The organism is Pedobacter sp. AK017 (assembly GCF_014200825.1).
GTDB lineage: Bacteria > Bacteroidota > Bacteroidia > Sphingobacteriales > Sphingobacteriaceae > Pedobacter > Pedobacter heparinus.
Genome location: NZ_JACHCW010000019.1, coordinates 46,004 through 66,169, shown reverse-complemented (window position 1 = coordinate 66,169; position 20,166 = coordinate 46,004). Strand labels below are relative to the sequence as shown.

Genomic DNA, 20,166 nt, shown 5'->3' with positions numbered 1-20,166 from the left:
GGACTAAGGTGCCGGGTTTTCCATTTGTTTGATGATCTTGTTTACCTCTGTTTCTGTAGCGCGCAGTTTGCCCTGGCAAAAGCCGATCAGGTCTGAGGCCCGTTTCACTTTTTCGGCCAGCACATCTACCGATACCGATTCTGTTTCTATTTCCAGTGCGATCTCTGTCAGCTCTTTATAAGCGCTTTCATAGGTTAAATTCGTCGTTTCCATCTATTGCTGATTTGGTAATTACTGTAGTTTTAATTTCTGTAGCCGCCAGGCGTACGGTAAGTTCGGTGCCTGCCTCAATATCTTCGGCATTGCCGGCAATTTTGCCCTTTACTTTAAGGATGGCAAAACCCTTGTTTAAGATGTTCTGGGGACTCATGAGTCGCACTACCGACTGAAAATGACCGATATACCCTCTTTTATTAGCAAAATACATCCGGTTGTAGGATTGTATATTGCCGATGAGGTTGCTGAGGTCTTTTTGCCGGTTGGAAAGGATGATCCTGGGGTTGCCAAGTACCATCCGCGAGAGGCTGATGATGTGGAGCTGCTGCTCATGCAGCAGGCCCCTGCTGGTACTGATGGTGGTTTGGTTGAGTTGTGCGAGCCGGTCCTTATGGTAATTGATGAGCTGATAGGTTTTAATGAGCATCATTTTTTGCATGCCCAGCAGGTTTTCTTCAAAGGCCCTGTTGTGTGCAATGATCAGTTCGGCTGCTTTTGTGGGCGTTTTTGTTGCCGTATGTGCCATTAAATCGGCAATGGTCTCATTTTTCTGGTGCCCGATACCTGTAATTACCGGTACAGGGAATTTGGCGATGGCCCGGCTGAGCTCGTAATTGTCGAAGATGAGGAAGTCGGTCTGTGCCCCTCCGCCCCTGATGATGACCAGGGTATCATAAGGTTTGCCCGACTGGAATACCTCTACAATTTTAGCCAGGAACTGTCTGGCATTGGCTTCGCCCTGCACCGGCGTAAAATAATCATCTATTATAAAATGGTAGCCAAAAGTATTGTTTTCCAGTGTATGTTTAAAATCCTGATAACCCGCAGAAGTGGCCGAAGAAATGACAGCTATACGCTGGAGTACCCGGTTTAGGGCCAGGCTGCCATTGCGGGTGAAATACTGTTCACCTGCTTTTTGTATAAAATCCGGATTTTCCCGGAGCAGGCGGGCCAGGGTTTCTTTGCGCTGCTGTTCAAAAAGGCCCAGGGTAAAGCTGGTATCTATATCGAGCAGGTTTAACTGCAGGCCGAATGCCGGGTTGTACTGCACAGCTACCTGTACCAGCACATTGATGTCGTTCTGGAACTTTTGTCCGGTTGCCTGTTCAAAATTGGAAATGTTAACCGATGCATTTCCCCAGGCCCTGCCGGCTATTTTGCTGAGGATCTTTGCAGAACCTTTGTCTTTCTCTACCAGTTCAAAATAATGGTAATTGGTTTGGGATTTATAGGTATGGCTGCTTATATCGGCAATAACCCAGAAGGTACGGTTGCCGAATACCCCATCTATGGCCTGTCTGATCTGTGTGGCCAGTTCAGAGAGCCTGATGGCTGCAGGGTTAGATGGATACGAGTGAACTTCCATTGGCATCAACATTCAGTAGGTGTTTTGTACCACACTTCAGTGCAAAGTTATTCTTTTGATGGCCTACAGGGAAATCAAAACATACCGGATAATCATATTCTTTTATTTTTTCGCTGACGATCTCGTAGGCCGTTCTGCCAAATTCATCGCCCGGATCTTCAGGCTTAATTTTAAAGCCGCCTACAATAAGGCCCTTTAGCTTGTCGAGTTTGCCACTGCGTTTCAGGTTCCAGAACATCCGGTCTATGCTGTACAGGTACTCGCCTGTATCTTCTACAAAAAGTATTTTACCATCTGTGTTAATGTCGGATGCACTGCCGGCAAGTGTTTCTATGATGCTGAGGTTGCCGCCGATGAGGCTGCCCTCTGCCCTGCCGTTCCTGTTGCCACTAACCGGCGGGGCGGTATATTTTACATCCTGCCCGCTGAGCACCTGTCTGATCGAAAGAATGGTCTCAATCTGTACGGGCTCGGCCAGCGACCAGTCGGACGGAAAGCTGTTGCACATTTTTGAATGTATGGAAGCTATATTGAGCTGCCTGTTGAGGTGGCAATGGAACACGGTAATGTCGCTAAAACCGATGACCCATTTGGGCTGTTGCTTAAACCTGCTAAAGTTGATCCGGTCAATGATCCTCACTGCCCCATATCCGCCCCTGGCACACATAATGGCCTTTACATTAGGATCATCCAGCATTTGCTGTAAATCGGCCGTACGTTCGTCATCCGTTCCGCCGAGGCTGAAATCGCGTTTGCCTATGGTATTTCCGATCTGGACTTTAAAACCCCAGCTTTCCATCAGCTGTACGGCTGGCTGTACCTGTTCGGTGGTGATATAACCTGCCGGGGAAGTGATGCCGATGGTATCACCTGGCTGCAGAAAAGGTGGTATTTTTATTTCTTTTGCCAGTTCAGCTGGCTTGGCCCATGCTTTAAAGGTGGTCATGGTTACGCCGGCTGTGGCCAGGAAAGAGAGGAAATGTTTACGGTTCATGTAAAAGCGGTTTGGACAGACAATTATAAGGCTTATTGGTGATAATTTTGGGAAATTTACTCAATCGTTTTCGTAATTTTTTTAGTGACAGGGCGAGATTTGTGACCTGATTGTATTTTAAGAAGGGTATATTTAGCTACGAACTTAGCCTTGTACAGGTTATTTATTTGTGCTATTGCTAACCAATTTTAACCAGATATAATGAAGAAGAACCTGATTGCTGTTTGTTGTTGTATACTTAGCGCACATTCGATTGCACAAACAAAAAAAGTGAACTTTATAGCTGATGCAGCACATCAAAAAGTGGATGTGTTGGTAGACGGCAAGCCTTTTACCAGTTTTTTATACCCGGATAACCTTGAAAAACCCATTCTTTATCCTTTAATTACAGCCAGCGGATTTACGGTAACGCGTGGTTTTCCTTTGGAAAAGCGTGGCAATGAACGTACTGACCACCCCCATCATGTAGGCTTGTGGCTGAACTACGAGAGTGTGAACGGCCTGGATTTCTGGAACAATTCCTATAACATCCCTGCAGACAAAAAATCGAAGTATGGCTGGATCAGAAATGTGAAGGTAGAAAAGCTGCAGGAAAATAAAAATAATGGATATTTAGTGTATTCGGCCAATTGGGAAAGACAGGATAAGCGGGTTTTGCTGAAAGAAGCCACTGTTTTTGAATTTAGCGGCACAGCTGGTACACGGACAATAGACCGGACCACTACCCTGACCGCCCAGCAGGATACTGTATATTTTAAAGACATTAAAGATGGCATGCTGGGTTTAAGGGTAACCAAGGAGCTGGAGCTGCCATCGGATAAAGAAGAGAGCTATACGGACAACAATGGGATTGTGACCAAAATATCGCCTGCCAAAAATGGGGCAAACGGTACTTACCTGACCAGTGAAGGGAAAAAAGGAAATGATGCCTGGGGAACAAGGGGTAAATGGTGTATGCTATATGGCCGGAAAGACGGTCAGCCGGTATCGATCACGATAATTGACCACCCTAAGAACCCGGGTTACCCTACCTATTGGCATGCCCGTGATTATGGCCTGTTTGCCGCCAATCCGCTTGGACAGGCTATTTTTAGCAATGGTAAGGAAAGTCTGAACCTGACTTTGAAACCGGGTGAATCGGTTACTTTCCGGTACCGGGTGCTGATTAGCTCTGGTCAGCAACAAACTGCGGCGGAACTGGACAAACAGGCGGCTGATTTCAGCAGTCAAAAGTCTTTTAAATTTTAACAGCGTAAACAATTAACCAAGAACAATAAACATTAATGAAAACCTCACAATTATTAATTTTAACAGGTTTGCTGTTTGGCAGCACCGCAGGTACTTTACAGGCACAAGGCGGGAAATGGCAAAACCTTTTTAACGGCAAAGACCTGAAGGGCTGGAAACAGTTAAATGGAAAGGCAAAATACGAAGTTGTAAACGGGGAAATCGTAGGTACTACGGTGCGCGATACGCCTAATTCTTTCCTGGCTACAGAGAAGAACTATGGTGATTTTATTTTTGAAGTAGAATTGCTGGTAGACAATTCCATGAACTCGGGCATACAGTTCAGGAGTGAAAGTAAGGCCGACTATAAAGAAGGCAGGGTGCATGGTTATCAGATGGAGGTAGACCCTTCTGACAGGGCCTACAGTGGAGGCATTTATGATGAGGCCCGTCGTGGCTGGCTGTATCCGATGGACATTAACCCTGCAGGTAAAACAGCTTTTAAAAAGGGGGAATGGAACAAATACCACATCGAATGCATTGGCAATTCGATCAGGACCTGGGTAAATGGTGTGCCTACGGCTAATGTAGTTGACGATATGACCTCCTCAGGTTTTATTGCCCTGCAGGTACATGCTATTGGTAAAAATGATGAGCCGGGTAAACAGATCAGGTGGAGGAACATCCGTATCCAGACAGAAAACCTGAAGCCTGCAAAAGCAGACCATATATTTGTGGTGAACATGATCCCCAATAACCTGTCGCCTGCCGAAAAAGTAAACGGATACAGCCTGTTATGGGATGGTAAGACCAGTAATGGCTGGAAAGGTGCCTATAAGCCTGGTTTTCCTGAAAAGGGATGGGAGATTAAAGATGGGGTGCTGAGTGTACTGAAGTCCAATGGTGCGGAATCGACCAATGGCGGAGACATTGTAACGGTTAAACAATACGGTGCTTTTGAAATGAAGTTTGATTTTAAACTTACTGAAGGTGCAAATAGCGGGGTTAAGTATTTTGTTACCCTTACTGAAGGCAATAAAGGTTCGGCGATTGGGCTGGAGTATCAGATACTGGATGATGAGAGACATCCGGATGCCAAACTGGGCAAAAACGGTAACCGTACACTGGGTTCTTTGTATGACCTGATCACCAGCAAAAAAATACCCAATGCACAAAGGAAAATCGGCGAATGGAACAAAGGGGTAATTAAGGTATATCCCAACAATAAGGTTGAATATTATTTAAACGGATTTAAGATCCTTGAATATGTACGGGGATCGGCCGAGTTTGAGGCATTGGTTGCAGAAAGCAAATATAAGAACTGGAAAAATTTTGGTATGGCGCCTAAAGGCCATATCCTGCTCCAGGACCATGGCGACAGTGTATCCTTCAGAAGTATTAAATTAAAAGAACTATAAAATATTAGCGATCATGTTAGATTCAAGAAGAAAATTTATCAAACAATCTGCCATAGCCGCGGCAGGAACTTATTTGGGAACAATGGGTTTGAGCGCGAAGAGTTATGGAAATATTATTGGGGCCAACGACCGGGTAAGGGTTGGTGTGGTCGGTTTTTCTGACCGCTTTAAGAGTTCCCTCCTTCCCTCTTTTTTAAACCACAACAAAGAACTGAATTTTGACATTGTAGCGGTTTCTGACCTTTGGAATTACCGCAGGGGTTTGGGTGTAGAGCATTTGAAATCGAAATTTGGCCATGACATTACGGCCTGCCGCAACAATGATGAACTGTATGGTTTAAAGGATATTGATGCGGTGATTGTGAGTACTGCAGATTTTCAGCATGCTACCCACTGTGCCGAAGGCGTAAACAACAAATGTGATGTGTATTGCGAAAAGCCTTTTGCGGAGACGATGGAAGATGCACGTATGGCATTGAAGGCCGTTAAAGCTTCTAAACAGATTGTCCAGATTGGTTCTCAGCGCAGGAGCGGCAACAATTACAAGGCTGCCGAGCGCTTTATTAAGGATGGCAAGTTTGGCGACATTACCATGGTGGAGCTGAGCTGGAATGTGAACCAGCCGGGACGCTGGCGCAGGCCGGAGCTTGTGGCCATGCTGAAACAGGAGGATACCGACTGGAAGCGCTTTTTGATTAACCGCCCTTTTGAAGAATGGGATCCGCGTAAATATCTGGAATATCGTCTTTTCTGGCCGTATTCTTCGGGTATGCCCGGACAGTGGATGTCGCACCAGATTGATACTGTGCACTGGTTTACCGACCTGAAGCACCCAAGAAGTGTGGTGGCCAACGGGGGTATTTACCAGTGGAAAGATGGCCGCAGGAACTGGGACACCACCACAGCTGTATTTGATTATGGTAAGCCGAATGATCCTAACAATGGTTTCCAGGTGATATTTACTTCAAGGATGCACAATGGCGATGAGAACCCGGCAGAAATCTATTACTCGAACGGCGGTGAACTGAACCTGAACACGAATATGGTTTCACCTAAAGGTGGTTTAACTGCAAAAGCTGCTGCAGCCATGAACATGAAGCCAAACCTGTTGCCTGAGTTGAAGCTGAGTGACATGACGGAGAAAGTTGCTGCATCGGCCGATACCGGCGGCGATAAGCTGACCTCTGCACATATGCGCAACTGGATGGAATGTGTGAGGAGCAGAAAGCAGACCAATGCGCCTGTTGAGGCTGGATATTATCATTCTATTGCGAACATTATGACTAATGCTGCAGTGAGGACGGGTAAGAAAGCAGTGTTTGATGAGAAAACGCAGGAAGTAATGGTAGATGGGAAGGTGTTTAAGTACTAATTTGAAATTTTTAATGACTCTTCATCAGCTGCATAATTGCGCTGAAGAAGCGCAAAGATGCCAGGCTGCTTCTGAGCATTAGAAAATTTCAGGTAGTGTTTAAACAAAAAGAAGTATATAAATAAAGCGGGCTGTTCATTTGAACAGCCCGCTTTATTTATATTGCTTATCTAATTTTAAAACCTTACCAGAAGGCAGAATAAAGTGCCACCAGCATGGCCACAATAATCAATGCCCCTACTGCAAATGAAGTGGAAACGCGAAACATTTTCGGATCTACTTCCAGTCCGTTAGGGATGATGCCGTTTCTGTTTTCATAGATACTGATGAAATACATACCGATTACACATACGGCAAATACGATCAGCATCCTGTCCATAAATGGCATTTCAAATACACCTGCAGAATTGGCTACTGCCCATCCGTATTCATGTAAGAAGGAAAGATCTACCCATCCCGGCAGGAACTTAAGGAGCACGGAAACAATAAAGCCGCCTACCGTGGCAAATAAGGCTGCGTTTGAAGTGGTCTTTTTCCAGAAAAAGCCCAGGATGAACATGGCAAAAATACCCGGAGACACAAAACCTGTATATTCCTGAATGTACTGGAAGCCCTGTTTACCCTCGCCCATTAAGGCATCACCAACAATTAATGAAAGCACTACGGCCAGCAGCATGGATACGATTACCGTAATTTTCCCTACGTTGACCAATGTACCTTCCCCAGCATTGGTGTTGAAGGCTTTTTTATAGATATCTAATGTAAATATGGTGGCAATGCTGTTGGCTTTTCCGGCAAGGGAAGCAACGATGGCAGCGGTTAAGGCGGCAAATGACAAACCTTTTAAACCGATGGGCAATAAGCCCAGTAAGGCCGGATACGCTTTGTTGGGATCCTGTACACCTGAAGAGGTAAGCAGATCGCTGCCGCTGATACCCGGGATTTTCTCTTTAATGATATAATATACTGCTATACCTGGGATAACAACAATAACCGGCATCAGCATTTTAAGGAAGGCGGCAAACAAAAGGCCTGATCTGGCAACGGGCAGGGATGCACCCAGTGCCCTTTGGGTAATGTACTGGTTACAGCCCCAATAGCTCAGGTTGGCAATCCACATACCTCCAATCAATACGCTGAGTCCCGGAAGGTCCATATAATTGGGATCGTCCTTTTTAAAGATGAGGTGGAAATGCTCGGAGGCCCCATCGGTGAGGATGGCAAAGCCTTTTACGATACCCTGCTGACCTGAGATCAGGTTGAGGGCAATATAAGTGGCTACCAGACCGCCCAGTACCAGGAAGAATACCTGGATCACATCGGTATAGCCGATGACCTTCATCCCCCCCAGGGTAATGATGATGGCAAAAACCGCCAGGCCAAGGATACATGCGGTGATGTTTAACCCGGATATACCACTGATGGCCAGTGCACCGAGGTACAGGATAGACATCAGGTTAACCACTATATACAGCATGAGCCAGAATACAGCCATGATCATGGCTACTTTTTCGTTGTAACGCTGACTTAAAAACTGGGGCATGGTAAAGATCTTGTTCTTCAGGTAAACCGGCATAAAGAACACGGCCACAATGATCAATGTTGCTGCAGCCATCCATTCGTAGGCCGAAATGGCCAGTCCGAGTTTAAATCCGGAGCCACTCATCCCGATCATCTGTTCGGCAGAGATATTTGAGGCAATCAGCGAGGCGCCAATGGCCCACCAGGTGAGCGAACCCTCGGCAAGAAAATAATCTTTTGAATCGGCAGCAGCTGATTTCTTTTTATAATAGATCCAGAAACCGTAGCTGGATACTATTAAAAAATAAACTAGAAATACGATGTAATCGTATTTGTGGAGTGTGTTCATGGTCGTTTATATTGATTATATGGTTAAAATGTAAATATTTATTGGATTTTGGTTTTGCATAAGGAGATTAAGCCAATATGGTAAACAACAATGCCAAATTCTTTAATTATTTTAATGAATTGATATAAGCTGCAATTTTTAGCCCGTCTGCTTTGGAAACCTGGGGCATTGGCGGCATTTCTGTGGCATAGCCCGGCCAGTTCTCTGGCTTAGGGTTATGGATGAGCTGCAGGATCTTTTCATTGGAATAGTTTCGTTTTGCCACATCAGCAAAGGCTGGTCCGACCTGCTTTTTTACAGGGTTGTGGCAGGCCAGACAGGTATAGCTGGCGAGCAGGCCTTTTACCTCATTATAGGTAGGTGCCCTGGCACTGGCCACAGCTTTTGTTTCAACTGTTTTTTTGGCGGCTGTTTCGGGTTTTGCTTTGCTGTCTGCAGTTCCTTTTTTTGTCTTTGCAGCAGGTGCGACACTGGCTACAGGATCATTTGCCGAATTTTTGGTACTGAGCTCACTGATTGCCAGTTTTTCTCCGGAAGGAATGTTGTTTAAGGTATAGTATGCTACAGGATGCACCACAGAATAGAAGTTTTGCTTTTCGCGGATACCGTTTACATAAATGGTATGGATATAGTACTGGCGGAGGTTGTCGACCACAATCCGGGCCTTTAAACCGTCGGCCGAGACTTTAACGCCTTTTATTTTTAAGGTTTCTTTATTTACAGGTGGTGAACCATATACCGGCTGGTATTTGTAGATAAAGCTTTCTACGTTGTATGAGGCAATGTCCTGTGCTGATTTCAGATCGACCGGGCTGGTGAACTCTATTTCAAAACCATCGGGCATGGCCCTTACGGCCTTCATTTCAAAAGGTATTTTGTTGTTGTATACCAGACGTTCGAGGCCTTCGTTGGCATCGCCAGCGGAGCCCCATCCACGGTTGGTTTCGCCAACAAACAAAGAGCCATCCTGGCCCCAGGCCATTCTTAGCACACCGGAACGGAAGCCTGCCCTGAACAGAAATGCTGCTCCCTGCTCTTCTCCGTTAACTTTTTCCATAAAGACCCTTGAGATAATGCTCATGCCCTGGTCGCCAATTAACAATTGTCCTTCAAAGGGGCCAAAATTGCCTTTAGGGATTTTTACCGGTTCGGATGTGGATATGCCCAGGATGCCGTAAGGCAACCATACTGCGGGTAAACGCAGATCAGGAAAAACTTTCTTCATGTCGAAGAGTGTTTTAAAGTTTTCGTTTACCCTGTTCTCAGGTTTAAGGTATTTACCATTGTCGTCTTTTATCCTTCTTTCATCCATTTTGGAATAGAAAAATTCGGAAGAGAGCTTTAAAGGAGAATCGTTCCTTTTGGTCCAGATCAGACTGGCGGGATGGCCCATAAAATCTCCTTCATTTACTTTCCAGATGCCACCGGAGCCTACCCAGTCGCCCTGGTTCTCTGTATAATACAATTGTCCGTCAATCACATTTAAGCCTGCCGGAGAGCGCATACCTGCAGCCCAGGGCCTCATTTTACCATCTTCGGTGATGTTCATGGCCCATCCGCGCATGGGTACCCTGCTTTCTGCACGCCACCATTCCTGACTGCCAAAGGCAACATTGCCCGTAACGAAGAAAGAGCCATCGGGTGCTATTTTGGGGCCGAAGCTATATTCATGGTAATGTCCGCTTAAGGGCCAGGCATAAATGGTTTCATATACATCGGCTTTGCCGTCCATATTTTTATCTATGAGTTTGGTCAGTTCTCCCCTTTGGGCTACATAAAAAGCCCCGTCTTTATAGGCAAGCCCAAGGATTTCATGCAAACCGGTTGCGAATTTGCGGAAATAAGGCTGGCTGCCGGTTGGATTTTCTACTATGAATACATCGCCCCTGCGGGTGGATATGCCCAGGTCGCCATTGGGCAGGGTAACCAGTCCCCCTACTTCCAATATGGTACCTTCCGGTACCCTTACTTTCATTATTTTAAAAAAATCTTCTTCTTTTGGTGTTTCCTGGGCTCCTGCTGTTGTAAAACTGAAGCTCAAAGCCAGCATGGCCAGCATTTTATAAGTACGTTTCATAATTTGTTAAGCCGCATTAGAATGAGATGGAATATTTTAATTTGCTACCCAGTAAGATGATCATTTCTTTTTTGCCATCCGCATCCCTGATGATGGGTTTGGCCGTTGTTTCGTTAAGATCAAGGTAAAAAGACTGCCCGTCTACCAGGTAAAGCCCATTTGAAAGTTCCTGGATATCGGCTGCACTGGCCAGTAAAACATAGAGGTTTGCTAATGGTTTATCTATGCTTAAGGTTCTGATGAGGCCCTGGCCATCCTGGCTTACTTTAATGGCATCTGTAACCTGTGCGCCGTAAATGTTGTATTTGAATTCGGGCCGGTCTTCCGCGTCCATCACATAACCTTTGGTACGGAAACCTGTTCCGGTACTGTCTGCCGGCCAGGTATCTTTCGTACTGTTCAGCTGAGCTACCGCAGGGATCAGCTTAGTGCTGAACAAGGTTACTGCCCCACGGGGCTTGGAGGTGCCGTTGCCCCTGCCATCCCACATTGGAGTGGCGTCTACAAAATTGCCACGCCATCCGTATACCAGCAGGCCATTGTCGAGATCGTAACTGTAATGTACCTGTTTAGGGCTGCCAACAGATATGGCATGTACCACCCTGAGTCCGGGAAGGACATCTACAAAACTGCGGATCATGGTATTGACAGCTGCATCTATAAAGATGGGGTCGGGCGCGGGCTTACCTTTTTGAACGGCATTGGACTGATTGCCGGGCAGCTTTGATATTTTAATGTTCTTAAAAGCGACCGGACCATGATCACCCTGAAAACGAAGGGGGCCTGTTGCTTTTTCCTGCCCCATGGCACCTCTTGTAGGACCAAACAGTTCCACATTGTCCTGAATAAGCACTCCGTTTAAAGTGATACCGAGTATTCTGGCATTTGCTGTCTTTATGCCCGATGGATTGAACTGAGCTGCCTGAAAGGCAATTTTAAGGTGCTGCCATAAGCCGGGGGCCCTGGCTACATTCTGACGGGGGGCATATCCCCCATAACCTTTCTGACCTTCAGGTTTGCTTTCATCCCAGCGTTCGTAAATGCCGCCATTATCGGCAGATGTTGGGTTGGTTACCGCCCAGGAATCCCTAAGCTGGATTTCGTAATTTCCCTGTAAATAGATGCCGGAGTTGGAACCCCTGGCCATGAGGTAATCCAGTTCCAGTACGATGTTGCCATGCTGGGCTTTGGTAAACAGATCAGCTCCCTGAGCTTTCTTTTCGGGGTTGTTGACAAGGATACCGGTTCCTGGTGTGATTTTTAAGGAATTGTCGGCCTTCAGGTCGGCTGTAACTTTACTGGCCGTTGTCCAGCTTTTGGCTGGGGCATTAAACGCAGACAGCTCATTGAGGCTGATTTCGGGCAGATCGGTGAGTTCCTGTCCGAAGGTTAAAGTGGTTCCAAACAGCCACAAAAATGCAGTTGTTCCAAACTTTAAAACGTTTAGGTTCATATTGGTGTGTATGGTTTATTAAATAAATGTAACAAAATCCTCTCTTGCGAGACAAATTTTTGAAAAATGATTTTGTTATACGTTTTTAGTTAAACCGAATAAAAGCTGGTTTAAAGTGTTTTTAAAGCTGTTTTTTGTGCTATGAAATGTGGAAAATAATATTGTACTTTTTACACTAACTGCCATTTTTAGGAGAAATGTGCTGCTTTGTCCGGTAAAAAAACTGAAGGTAAACCAGGGCAATCAGTGTAATGCCTGTACAGCAGTAAAAAGTTACAGGGATCATGCGGATATTGTCTATAAACAACCAGCCGGCAAGGAGTGCACCCAAACCAATACCAGCTTCGAGGGCAATGTACATGGTGGCCATGGCCTTACCCCTTTGTGTGGGTTCGCTCAGGTCTACCGTCCAGGCCGTTGCTGTTGGCGAGAGCATACCTGTAGCCACCCCATATAAAGCAGATGCCATCATCAGGGTAAAAGAAGAACTGGCTATGGCGATCAGCATCAGGGATACAGCCAGCAGGCCGAGGGATATTCTTAAAATGAGTGTACGGCCATACCTGTCGGATGCCTTACCGGCCACAAAGCGGATCAATAAAGAAGTGAGCGTAAAAACCATAAAGAACAGACCTTTGTTACTGGTGCCCAGGTGTGCACTCCAATCGGATATGACCGTGAGTATGGCGCCATAGCTGATGTAACTTAAAAAGATGATCACCACGGCCGGGATCACCCGCCACTCAATGATGTCTTTTTTATTGATCTTTAAATGTGCTGCGCGGAATTTTTGTTTGCCTGGCAGGGTTTCTTTCATGTTGGCCAGGATAACAATGGAAAGCAGGGCAAATAAAGAAGAACAGTAAAACAGCACATTGATGCTGTAATGATCGGTGATGGTACTGCCAATTGCGGGACCAATGGCCAGGCCGGTGCTAAAACATACACCATGTACCCCCATCGCCTCGCCCCATTTTCCGGGAGGAACCAGATCGGCCACATAGGCGGCCGTAGCGGTAGGCTTAAAGCCTGTAGAGAAACCATGGATTAACCTGAGGAACAGAAATCCGGCAATGGTAGTGAGGAGCGGATAAAGAAAACCGCATAAAAAACAAACCAGTGAGCCCACTGCCATTACCGGTACACGGCCAATGGTATCCGTGAGTTTACCACTGAAAGGTCTGGATATTCCGGCAGTGAGTGTAAACAGTGCAATAATGAGCCCTTTGTACGCTGCGCCCCCCATTGCGGTTAAATAAGCAGGAAGTTCGGGGATGAGCATATTAAAGCTGGCAGAAAAAAGGAAAGAGCTTAAACAAACGAGACCGAACTGAAGGGTATAAATTGAATGGGAAGATGGCTGCATGAAAGGGATAAATATCGGGCCAAAGATAAAGCTTTAATTTGTTACTTGTGGCTAAGTGATTATTGATATCTTAGTAGAGACCAATATATACGCAAACATTAATTGATGAAGACATTATTTACATTGACACTTTCAGGGATTACCTTCCTGCTGCTGTTCCTGTTTGGACCTGCTCCTACAGCTGAAAAACGTTTTGAACAACCCGGGATTGTACAGCATCCATTGAATATAGATACACCGGACCAGCGCAGATTTGTGAAGGTTGACCTGGTAAAAGGAAAGTTTACCGAGCCTACGGAAATGGCGGTACTGCCCAATCTGGATATCCTTGTAGCACAGCGCAGGGGCGAAATTATGCTTTATAAGCAGCAGAGCAGGACTTTAAAAGAAGTACTTAAGCTGGATGTTTACTTTAAAACCACGGTATCGAATGTAAATGCTGAAGAAGGTTTGCTGGGCATTGCCCCTGATCCGAACTTTGCCGCAAACCAGTACATATATGTTTTTTACAGTCCCTTTAAAACTTCAGTAAACCGTTTGTCGCGTTTTAAACTGGTTAACGACCGGATCAACCCGGCTTCAGAAAAGAAGGTCCTGGAGTTTTATTCGCAGAGAGAGATCTGCTGCCATACTGGTGGCTCTATTGCTTTTGGGCCGGATGGCCTGTTGTATGTATCTACGGGCGACAATTCCACTCCTTTCGATGTGCCTAAACAAACCTATGTGAATAAGGGCTATGCGCCTTTGGACAACCGTCCCGGATTACATCAATATGATGCCCGCAGATCGGCAGGGAATACCAATGACCTTAGGGGTAAAATATTGAGGATTAGGGTAAATGCTGATGGTACTTATAGTATTCCTGATGGTAATCTGTTTCCAAAAAATGAACCTAAAACCAAGCCTGAGATTTATGTAATGGGTGACAGGAATCCTTACAGGATATCGGTAGACCAGAAAACAGGCTTTTTATACTGGGGCGAGGTTGGGCCGGATGCCTCTGCAGATAATGAACTGAGGGGCCCAAGGGGTTATGATGAAATTAACCAGGCCCGGAAGGCCGGGAATTTTGGCTGGCCTTTATTTATTGCGAACAATTATCCTTATAGGGCCTTTGATTATACGAATGGACAAAGCGGGGCGGCTTTTGATGCTTTGGCGCCGGTGAACAACTCGCCTAACAATACCGGTTTAACCCAACTGCCAAAAGCAGAGCCAGCTTATATCTGGTATGCCTACGGGGCTTCATCCGAATTTCCACAGGTAGGCGCAGGTGGGCGGACAGCTATGGCGGGCCCGGTGTACCATACCAAGACTGGACTGAACCCTTATCCGGCTTATTACAATGGCAAGCTGATCATTTATGATTGGGTAAGGGGTTGGGTAAAAGCCGTAAGTATGTCGCCCGAAGGTGATTACCTGGGTATGGAACCCTTTCTGAGCAATATCTCCCTTTCTGCCCCTATTGACATGGAATTAGGCCCGGATGGTAAATTATATGTTCTGGAGTATGGTAAGGGCTGGTTTACCAAAAACCCGGATGCAGGTATTTCGAGGATTGATTACCTTAAGGGGAACCGTCCTCCGGTGATGGAAAAATTTGAAGTGCTGCAAACGAGCGGTTTGTTGCCTTATAAGCTGCTGGCGAGCGTAAAAGCCAACGATCCGGATGGCGATGCCCTTACTTATGTATGGAGCCTGGGCAAAGGGGTTAAAAAAACAACCAATAAGCCGGAGCTGGAATATACTTTTACAAAGGCCGGGGAATATCCGGTTAGTGTGAAGGTGGTTGATGCCTCAGGTGCTGCTGTTTCCAGTAATGTTGTCCCTGTTTTTGCGGGGAATGAACAACCAAAGATTGACATTCAGCTTTCCGGAAACAAAAGTTTTTATTTTCCCGGCATACCTGTTGACTATAAGGTATTGGTTTCGGATAAGGGGGCAGCAGTTCATAAAAACAGGGTATACATCTCCAGTACGTATACAGAAGGGCTGGACCTGGCCGGTGCCCAGCTTGGGCACCAGGAAGCCGCACAAACCCTGGTGGGCAAATCTTTAATGCTGAAAGCAGATTGCAGTACCTGCCATAAAATTGCGGCAACCTCCATAGGCCCTGCGTTTACCAGGGTTTCGGCTAAATACCAGCAGAACAATAAAGCGGTAACTTACCTTAGCGGTAAAGTGATGAAGGGAAGCAGTGGTGTATGGGGTGAAGTGCCTATGCCTGCACACGCTACCATGAAGGAAACAGAAGTAAGACAGATTGTAGAATGGATCATGTCGCTGGCCGCAAAAGCCAGTGGGGCCCCTTCCCTGCCTATGCAGGGTAAAATTGTACCTCCGGCTACGGTAAATACCAATAAACCGGTGCTGAGCCTAAAGGCTACTTATGCAGATATGGGCATGGCCGGCGTAAGGTCGTTGAGCAGCACCAGTGTAGTTAACCTGCGCAGTAATGTCATTGATGTAAAGGATATTACTGATATTTCACAGTTTTCGCGCCGTGACATTTCTGGTGAGATAGAATTGCTTTTGCCAAAAAATACGGGCTGGATTAAGTTGAAACAAATTGATCTTAAGGGGATTACTTCTTTTTTACCACAGGTTAAAACCATGGCGCAGGAAGTAGATTATGAAGTAGAGATGAAACTGGATAACCAGAATGGGGTATCGGTAGGTAAGGGCCTGCTCTCTGGAAAAAGTATTGCTGTTGATGCGGTTGCCGATGGAAAGTTGCATGATGTTTTTATCACTTTTAAAGGAACAACGAAGGATATAAAGGAGAGGCCGTTGCTGCAAGAGGTTGTTTTAAAAGGAAAAGGGTCGAAATAAGGGTCAAAATAAGCCATTCTGTTCAGCGTCTGGAACAAGTGGCGCTGAAGGGCGCCAATTATTCCTAGGTCGCTTCACAGAAGGCATATTTTGTTTCAAGCATGGCGGATAGGAATATCTCTATTATTTCTTAAGTGATACACTCGCTATTCAAACAAAATATGCCTTTTGTTTCAAGCATGGCGGATGGTAATATCTCTACTATTTCTTAAGTGATACACTCGCTATTCAAACAAAATATGCCTTTTGTTTCAAGCATGGCGGATGGTAATATCTCTACTATTTCTTAAGTGATACACTTGCCATTCAAACAAAATATGCCTTCTGTGAAGCGACCTAGGTGCTCTTTGCTCCCCTTCAGGAGCCTAAGAGATGCCAGACGCTGAACAGAATGGCTTATTTTGACCCTTATTTTGACTTCCCATTCAGATTGATCACCGCCCCCAATGTAAATATAGAATTACCAGCGTTCATGTACTTCCTGCTGTTGAGGCCAAAAGTACCGCTTGTGGTGTATTGTAACTGTACGATATCACTTAAGCGCATCCTGGTAAAAAAGATAGGTTCTATGAAGGTATTGCTTTCCCTGGGTTGACCCATGGAGTTGCGCATAAATGTCTTCATGTCCAGGCTGCTGATTCGCAATGCGGTTCCATAATTAAGGGGGTAGTTCTTTCCAAAAAGACGCAGGTTGTTGTTCTTTTTGGAGCTGTAGTTGACCTGAAGAAAGGTCTTGTTATAAGTAACTTCTTCTATATCGGTATGGCTGAGTGCACCGTTATCATCAAAAGTTCTGAAGGTACGGTCTGTACGCCCGCCGCCGTAACCTACATATACTTCTATGATCCTGTTGTCATCCGGACCAAAAGTATCAAACCAGCCCCCTCCGATCTCTACCAGTTTATGTCTGTAATCTTTACTTTCCCTTTCTCTGTTCATATAAGAGCCGCTGAACAGTACACCGATATGATTTGATACTGCATACGCCCCATTGATGCTGGTGTTTAGTCGGGATGATATATGTAAGCCGCCACTAAATTCACCTTTCTGACTAAGCATTGGTGTATTGGGCACATTGGGCATATACATGGAAGAACAGGAACTCATAAAGATTACAGCTATAAAAAGAGGCAGTCTGAAGTTTTTAATCATAAATGGAATACTTTGCTTACATTAACGTTTGTCGTCTGTTTTTGGTGCTGCAAGGTATTATTTTTTTATGGATCTGCTACCAGCTGTCGGTTCTGAACGGTGCAGCAGGTAAACCTTCTGCATTGTATAAATTACCCTCAGCTCTGTCTTTAAAAGCATATCTTACTGCTACGGGGCTTTTTACTTCATCACTTTGTACCACTACGGTTTTCCCGGAAATGGTTGCTGCGGCCGGATGAAATACTTGATCTGCACCTGCAATTTCAAAGGAAATGAGCGGCTTGTTATAGGCTGTAAGGCCAATAGGGATTTCGCTGAAACTTACAATGGCCTTATTGTCGCTGATCTTTAAAGATTGATATACCGGGCCTGAATACGCCACTCCTTTTTTTCCATAAGTTTTATTCAATGCCCAGTAAAGCAGTCGTTTGCTAATAATTGTTTTATCGGGCGGATGAATGGTGGTCTGGCTGCCTGCATCTACACTCACTGCCATTCCTGAATTGGGGATCAGCTGCATCGCTTTTGCCTGCTTTTCATAGATTACCGGAAGTTTATCCTTGCCATTCGGATAAGCGTTTGGCGCCAGTTGCACGTAATAAAATGAAAAATCGCCACATCCCCATATCGAACGCCACTCCTTTACCATGGCTTCCATTTTTTTGTCATAGGTATCGGGCGTAAACCAGTTGTTTTCACCCTGGTACCAAAGGGCACCTTTGATATTGAAGCCAACAATTGGATTGATCATGGCATTGAACAATACAAAAGGTTCATTCTTGATCATTTTAACTGTATCAGCCGGGATTTTAACATCTGTAAAACCGGCAAAGCTCTTTTTGTCCATCCAGGCTTCGATGATGGTACCCCCATAAGCAGACTGGATAATGCCTACCGGAACCTTTAACTTTTGCTGTAACATGCGTGCAAACTGGTAACCCACTGCGCTGAATTGTCCGGTGGTTTCGGAATTGCTGTGCTCCCATTTGGCATTTAACTCCGTTAGCGGGGTTCTGGACATATTTTTTTCAATTCTGAACAACCTTACTCCCGGTTCATCGGCATCAGTTAACAATTCGTTAGAATTGGTGATGGGTTGATTGCCAAAGCCTTTTACAGGCATTTCCATATTGGATTGTCCCGAACAAAGCCATACTTCACCGATCAGGATATCATTCAGGACCAGTTTTTCTCCGTCATTAAATGTAATGGTATACGGGCCGCCTGCTTTTGGTGTTGGAACAGAAAGTTTCCAGGAACCATCTTTTGTGGTTGTGGCGAGGTATGCTTTCTGGTTCCATGAAGTGGTTATGGTGACCTTTGAGCCAGCTTTTGCCTTGCCCCAAAGTGCTACATTGCTTTGTTGCTGAAGTACCATTCCGCTGGATATGATGGCCGGCAGGGTAACTTTTGAAAAAGTGTTTAAAGAAAAAAGTAAAGCTGTACACAGTAACAGCAAAAATTTTGATGGTTTCATGTGTGTGATCAGGTTGTTATCTGGTTAAAATTTTAATGTTGTACAATATATGGAATTTGCCAAATATTACGGGTGCGTAAACAAATAATTAAATCCACTAACCGGAACGGGTCAGGAATTGCTGTTTTTGAGCTTTATTGCAAATAATAGCCAGGTGGCTAATAGCATAACTACAGCTGAGATTTGGTAAACAATGGAAAGGTCTACCTGGGCATCTTTTAATGCTCCGCCAGCGTAAACCATCAGTCCGCCTACAATTGTGCTTAAAAAGTTAAGAAAGCCATAGCCCGTTGCAATATACCGTCCATCGGCTATCTGCCGTAATATGGGCATCATATTGGCATCATTAAATCCCCTGGCCAGGCCGAAGATGAGCATGGCCAGGATTGCGATGCTAAAAATGCTGGTTGAGGCCATTAGAAATAAGAATGGTGCACCCAAGGTAAACCCAATAATGAGGATGTAGAGTCGGCCGCGGTTGTTTTTCCTTGTCCACCTGTCGGCCAGTATGCCCCCCACAATTACACCTATAAAAGAACCGATCTGGATATAACCCGTTGCAGAAATGCCGGCTTCGCCGAGGTTAAGGTTGAAATGATCTTTGAGAAAGGTTGGCAGCCAGCCGTAAACCAGCCAGTTTACGATACCAAGAACGGCAAAATAGATGAGGAGGATGAGGAAAGAGGCTTCGCTGAACAAGACTTTCAAGGCACCGGTAAGACTAATGCCAGTGGTTTGGGTACTTGTTTCTGCTGTTTCTGCGGAAGCTTTCTGGTCTTTTAAAATGTATAAAAGTATCAAAGAATACACAATCCCTACTGCTCCAAAAATATGGAAGCCAGAACGCCAGCCCCATAGTTCTGCGATGTAACCGCCAAGACCGCCCAGGGCAAGGCCGGCATATAAACCGCTCATGTGTAATCCGGTTGCCAGTGAACGTGTGCGACCTTTATGGTAATCAGTGATCAGGGCAAGGGCTGCCGGTATATAACAGGCTTCACTTACCCCCATTAAGAAACGGGCTGCCAGCATTTCATGAAATGAAGTGGCATAGCCTGTCCAGATGGTTACGGCCGACCAGACCATTACGCTGAACACGATAACTTTTTTTCTGCTGTACCTGTCGGCGAAAAAACCACCAAAAGGGCTCAGTATACCGTAAGACCAGAGGAATACCGATGTAAGTAAGCCAAATTGCGCATCAGATAAATTGAAATCGGCAACAATCGGATCGCGCATAGAAGTGATCAGGATGCGGTCGAGGTAATTTAAAAAGGCCACAATCCATAGCAGGGCGACAATGAGCCATGCGTAAAAGGAAACGGTTTGTCCGGAATTCTTCATGA

The 20,166-nt window shown here is 45.5% G+C and carries 14 protein-coding genes; 4 read left to right on the top strand and 10 right to left on the bottom strand.

Annotated features, from left to right (window positions below; all coding sequences use genetic code 11):
- Positions 1–3: 3 nt before the first annotated feature.
- From xseB to HDC92_RS21795, 3 genes are read right to left on the bottom strand one after another with little or no spacing between them, the layout of a single operon-like run.
- Positions 4–213, bottom strand: a complete 210-nt coding sequence (gene xseB, locus HDC92_RS21805) for an exodeoxyribonuclease VII small subunit (protein ID WP_015808015.1) — start codon at positions 211–213, stop codon at positions 4–6.
- Positions 188–1,582, bottom strand: coding sequence for an exodeoxyribonuclease VII large subunit (xseA, locus tag HDC92_RS21800; protein WP_183877098.1), 1,395 nt, complete (start codon positions 1,580–1,582; stop codon positions 188–190). The genes xseB and xseA overlap by 26 nt, the downstream gene beginning before the upstream one ends.
- Positions 1,557–2,576: an LD-carboxypeptidase gene (locus HDC92_RS21795; protein WP_183877097.1), complete on the bottom strand. Its 1,020-nt coding sequence runs from the start codon at positions 2,574–2,576 to the stop codon at positions 1,557–1,559. The genes xseA and HDC92_RS21795 overlap by 26 nt, the downstream gene beginning before the upstream one ends.
- A 201-nt stretch (positions 2,577–2,777) precedes the next feature.
- Here HDC92_RS21795 and HDC92_RS21790 point away from each other — a divergent pair, with 201 nt between their 5' ends.
- From HDC92_RS21790 to HDC92_RS21780, 3 genes are read left to right on the top strand one after another with little or no spacing between them, the layout of a single operon-like run.
- Positions 2,778–3,824: a PmoA family protein gene (locus HDC92_RS21790; RefSeq protein ID WP_183877096.1), complete on the top strand. Its 1,047-nt coding sequence runs from the start codon at positions 2,778–2,780 to the stop codon at positions 3,822–3,824.
- Between the two features lie 35 nt (positions 3,825–3,859).
- Positions 3,860–5,221: a DUF1080 domain-containing protein gene (locus HDC92_RS21785; RefSeq protein WP_183877095.1), complete on the top strand. Its 1,362-nt coding sequence runs from the start codon at positions 3,860–3,862 to the stop codon at positions 5,219–5,221.
- Positions 5,222–5,234: 13 nt separating this feature from the next.
- Positions 5,235–6,593 (top strand): Gfo/Idh/MocA family protein, encoded by a 1,359-nt coding sequence (locus tag HDC92_RS21780; protein WP_015808020.1) that lies wholly within the window; start codon positions 5,235–5,237, stop codon positions 6,591–6,593.
- Positions 6,594–6,777: 184 nt separating this feature from the next.
- Here the strand turns inward: HDC92_RS21780 and HDC92_RS21775 are convergent, their stop codons facing one another.
- The 4 genes from HDC92_RS21775 to HDC92_RS21760 form a co-directional block, all read right to left on the bottom strand.
- Positions 6,778–8,463 carry a sodium/sugar symporter gene (locus HDC92_RS21775; RefSeq protein ID WP_015808021.1) on the bottom strand — a complete coding sequence of 562 codons (1,686 nt, stop codon included), beginning with the start codon at positions 8,461–8,463 and terminating at the stop codon, positions 6,778–6,780.
- Positions 8,464–8,569: 106 nt separating this feature from the next.
- Positions 8,570–10,540 (bottom strand): hypothetical protein, encoded by a 1,971-nt coding sequence (locus HDC92_RS21770; protein WP_183877094.1) that lies wholly within the window; start codon positions 10,538–10,540, stop codon positions 8,570–8,572.
- Between the two features lie 16 nt (positions 10,541–10,556).
- Complete coding sequence (locus HDC92_RS21765; protein ID WP_183877093.1) at positions 10,557–11,993, bottom strand: DUF1080 domain-containing protein; 1,437 nt, start codon at positions 11,991–11,993, stop codon at positions 10,557–10,559.
- A 175-nt stretch (positions 11,994–12,168) separates the two neighbouring features.
- Positions 12,169–13,359, bottom strand: a complete 1,191-nt coding sequence (locus HDC92_RS21760; RefSeq protein ID WP_183877092.1) for an MFS transporter — start codon at positions 13,357–13,359, stop codon at positions 12,169–12,171.
- Positions 13,360–13,464: 105 nt separating this feature from the next.
- Between HDC92_RS21760 and HDC92_RS21755 the strand changes: the two genes are divergently transcribed.
- Positions 13,465–16,191: a PQQ-dependent sugar dehydrogenase gene (locus tag HDC92_RS21755; protein WP_183877091.1), complete on the top strand. Its 2,727-nt coding sequence runs from the start codon at positions 13,465–13,467 to the stop codon at positions 16,189–16,191.
- A gap of 408 nt (positions 16,192–16,599) precedes the next feature.
- Here HDC92_RS21755 and HDC92_RS21750 read toward each other — a convergent pair whose 3' ends face one another.
- The 3 genes from HDC92_RS21750 to HDC92_RS21740 all read right to left on the bottom strand — a co-directional run bounded on the left by HDC92_RS21750 (position 16,600) and on the right by HDC92_RS21740 (position 20,164).
- Positions 16,600–17,343: a hypothetical protein gene (locus HDC92_RS21750; protein ID WP_183877090.1), complete on the bottom strand. Its 744-nt coding sequence runs from the start codon at positions 17,341–17,343 to the stop codon at positions 16,600–16,602.
- A 76-nt stretch (positions 17,344–17,419) separates the two neighbouring features.
- Positions 17,420–18,820, bottom strand: a complete 1,401-nt coding sequence (locus HDC92_RS21745; protein WP_183877089.1) for a sialate O-acetylesterase — start codon at positions 18,818–18,820, stop codon at positions 17,420–17,422.
- Between the two features lie 111 nt (positions 18,821–18,931).
- Positions 18,932–20,164, bottom strand: a complete 1,233-nt coding sequence (locus tag HDC92_RS21740) for an MFS transporter (RefSeq protein ID WP_183877088.1) — start codon at positions 20,162–20,164, stop codon at positions 18,932–18,934.
- Positions 20,165–20,166 lie beyond the last annotated feature (2 nt).

Coding starts and splice junctions, on each gene's coding strand:
- HDC92_RS21785 (WP_183877095.1), top strand. CDS start 3,860: ATGAAAACCTCACAATTATTAATTTTAACAGGTTTGCTGTTTGGCAGC.
- HDC92_RS21780 (WP_015808020.1), top strand. CDS start 5,235: ATGTTAGATTCAAGAAGAAAATTTATCAAACAATCTGCCATAGCCGCG.
- HDC92_RS21770 (WP_183877094.1), bottom strand. CDS start 10,540: ATGAAACGTACTTATAAAATGCTGGCCATGCTGGCTTTGAGCTTCAGT.
- HDC92_RS21795 (WP_183877097.1), bottom strand. CDS start 2,576: ATGAACCGTAAACATTTCCTCTCTTTCCTGGCCACAGCCGGCGTAACC.
- HDC92_RS21760 (WP_183877092.1), bottom strand. CDS start 13,359: ATGCAGCCATCTTCCCATTCAATTTATACCCTTCAGTTCGGTCTCGTT.
- xseA (WP_183877098.1), bottom strand. CDS start 1,582: ATGGAAGTTCACTCGTATCCATCTAACCCTGCAGCCATCAGGCTCTCT.
- HDC92_RS21750 (WP_183877090.1), bottom strand. CDS start 17,343: ATGATTAAAAACTTCAGACTGCCTCTTTTTATAGCTGTAATCTTTATG.
- HDC92_RS21745 (WP_183877089.1), bottom strand. CDS start 18,820: ATGAAACCATCAAAATTTTTGCTGTTACTGTGTACAGCTTTACTTTTT.
- HDC92_RS21765 (WP_183877093.1), bottom strand. CDS start 11,993: ATGAACCTAAACGTTTTAAAGTTTGGAACAACTGCATTTTTGTGGCTG.
- HDC92_RS21755 (WP_183877091.1), top strand. CDS start 13,465: ATGAAGACATTATTTACATTGACACTTTCAGGGATTACCTTCCTGCTG.
- HDC92_RS21775 (WP_015808021.1), bottom strand. CDS start 8,463: ATGAACACACTCCACAAATACGATTACATCGTATTTCTAGTTTATTTT.
- xseB (WP_015808015.1), bottom strand. CDS start 213: ATGGAAACGACGAATTTAACCTATGAAAGCGCTTATAAAGAGCTGACA.
- HDC92_RS21740 (WP_183877088.1), bottom strand. CDS start 20,164: ATGAAGAATTCCGGACAAACCGTTTCCTTTTACGCATGGCTCATTGTC.
- HDC92_RS21790 (WP_183877096.1), top strand. CDS start 2,778: ATGAAGAAGAACCTGATTGCTGTTTGTTGTTGTATACTTAGCGCACAT.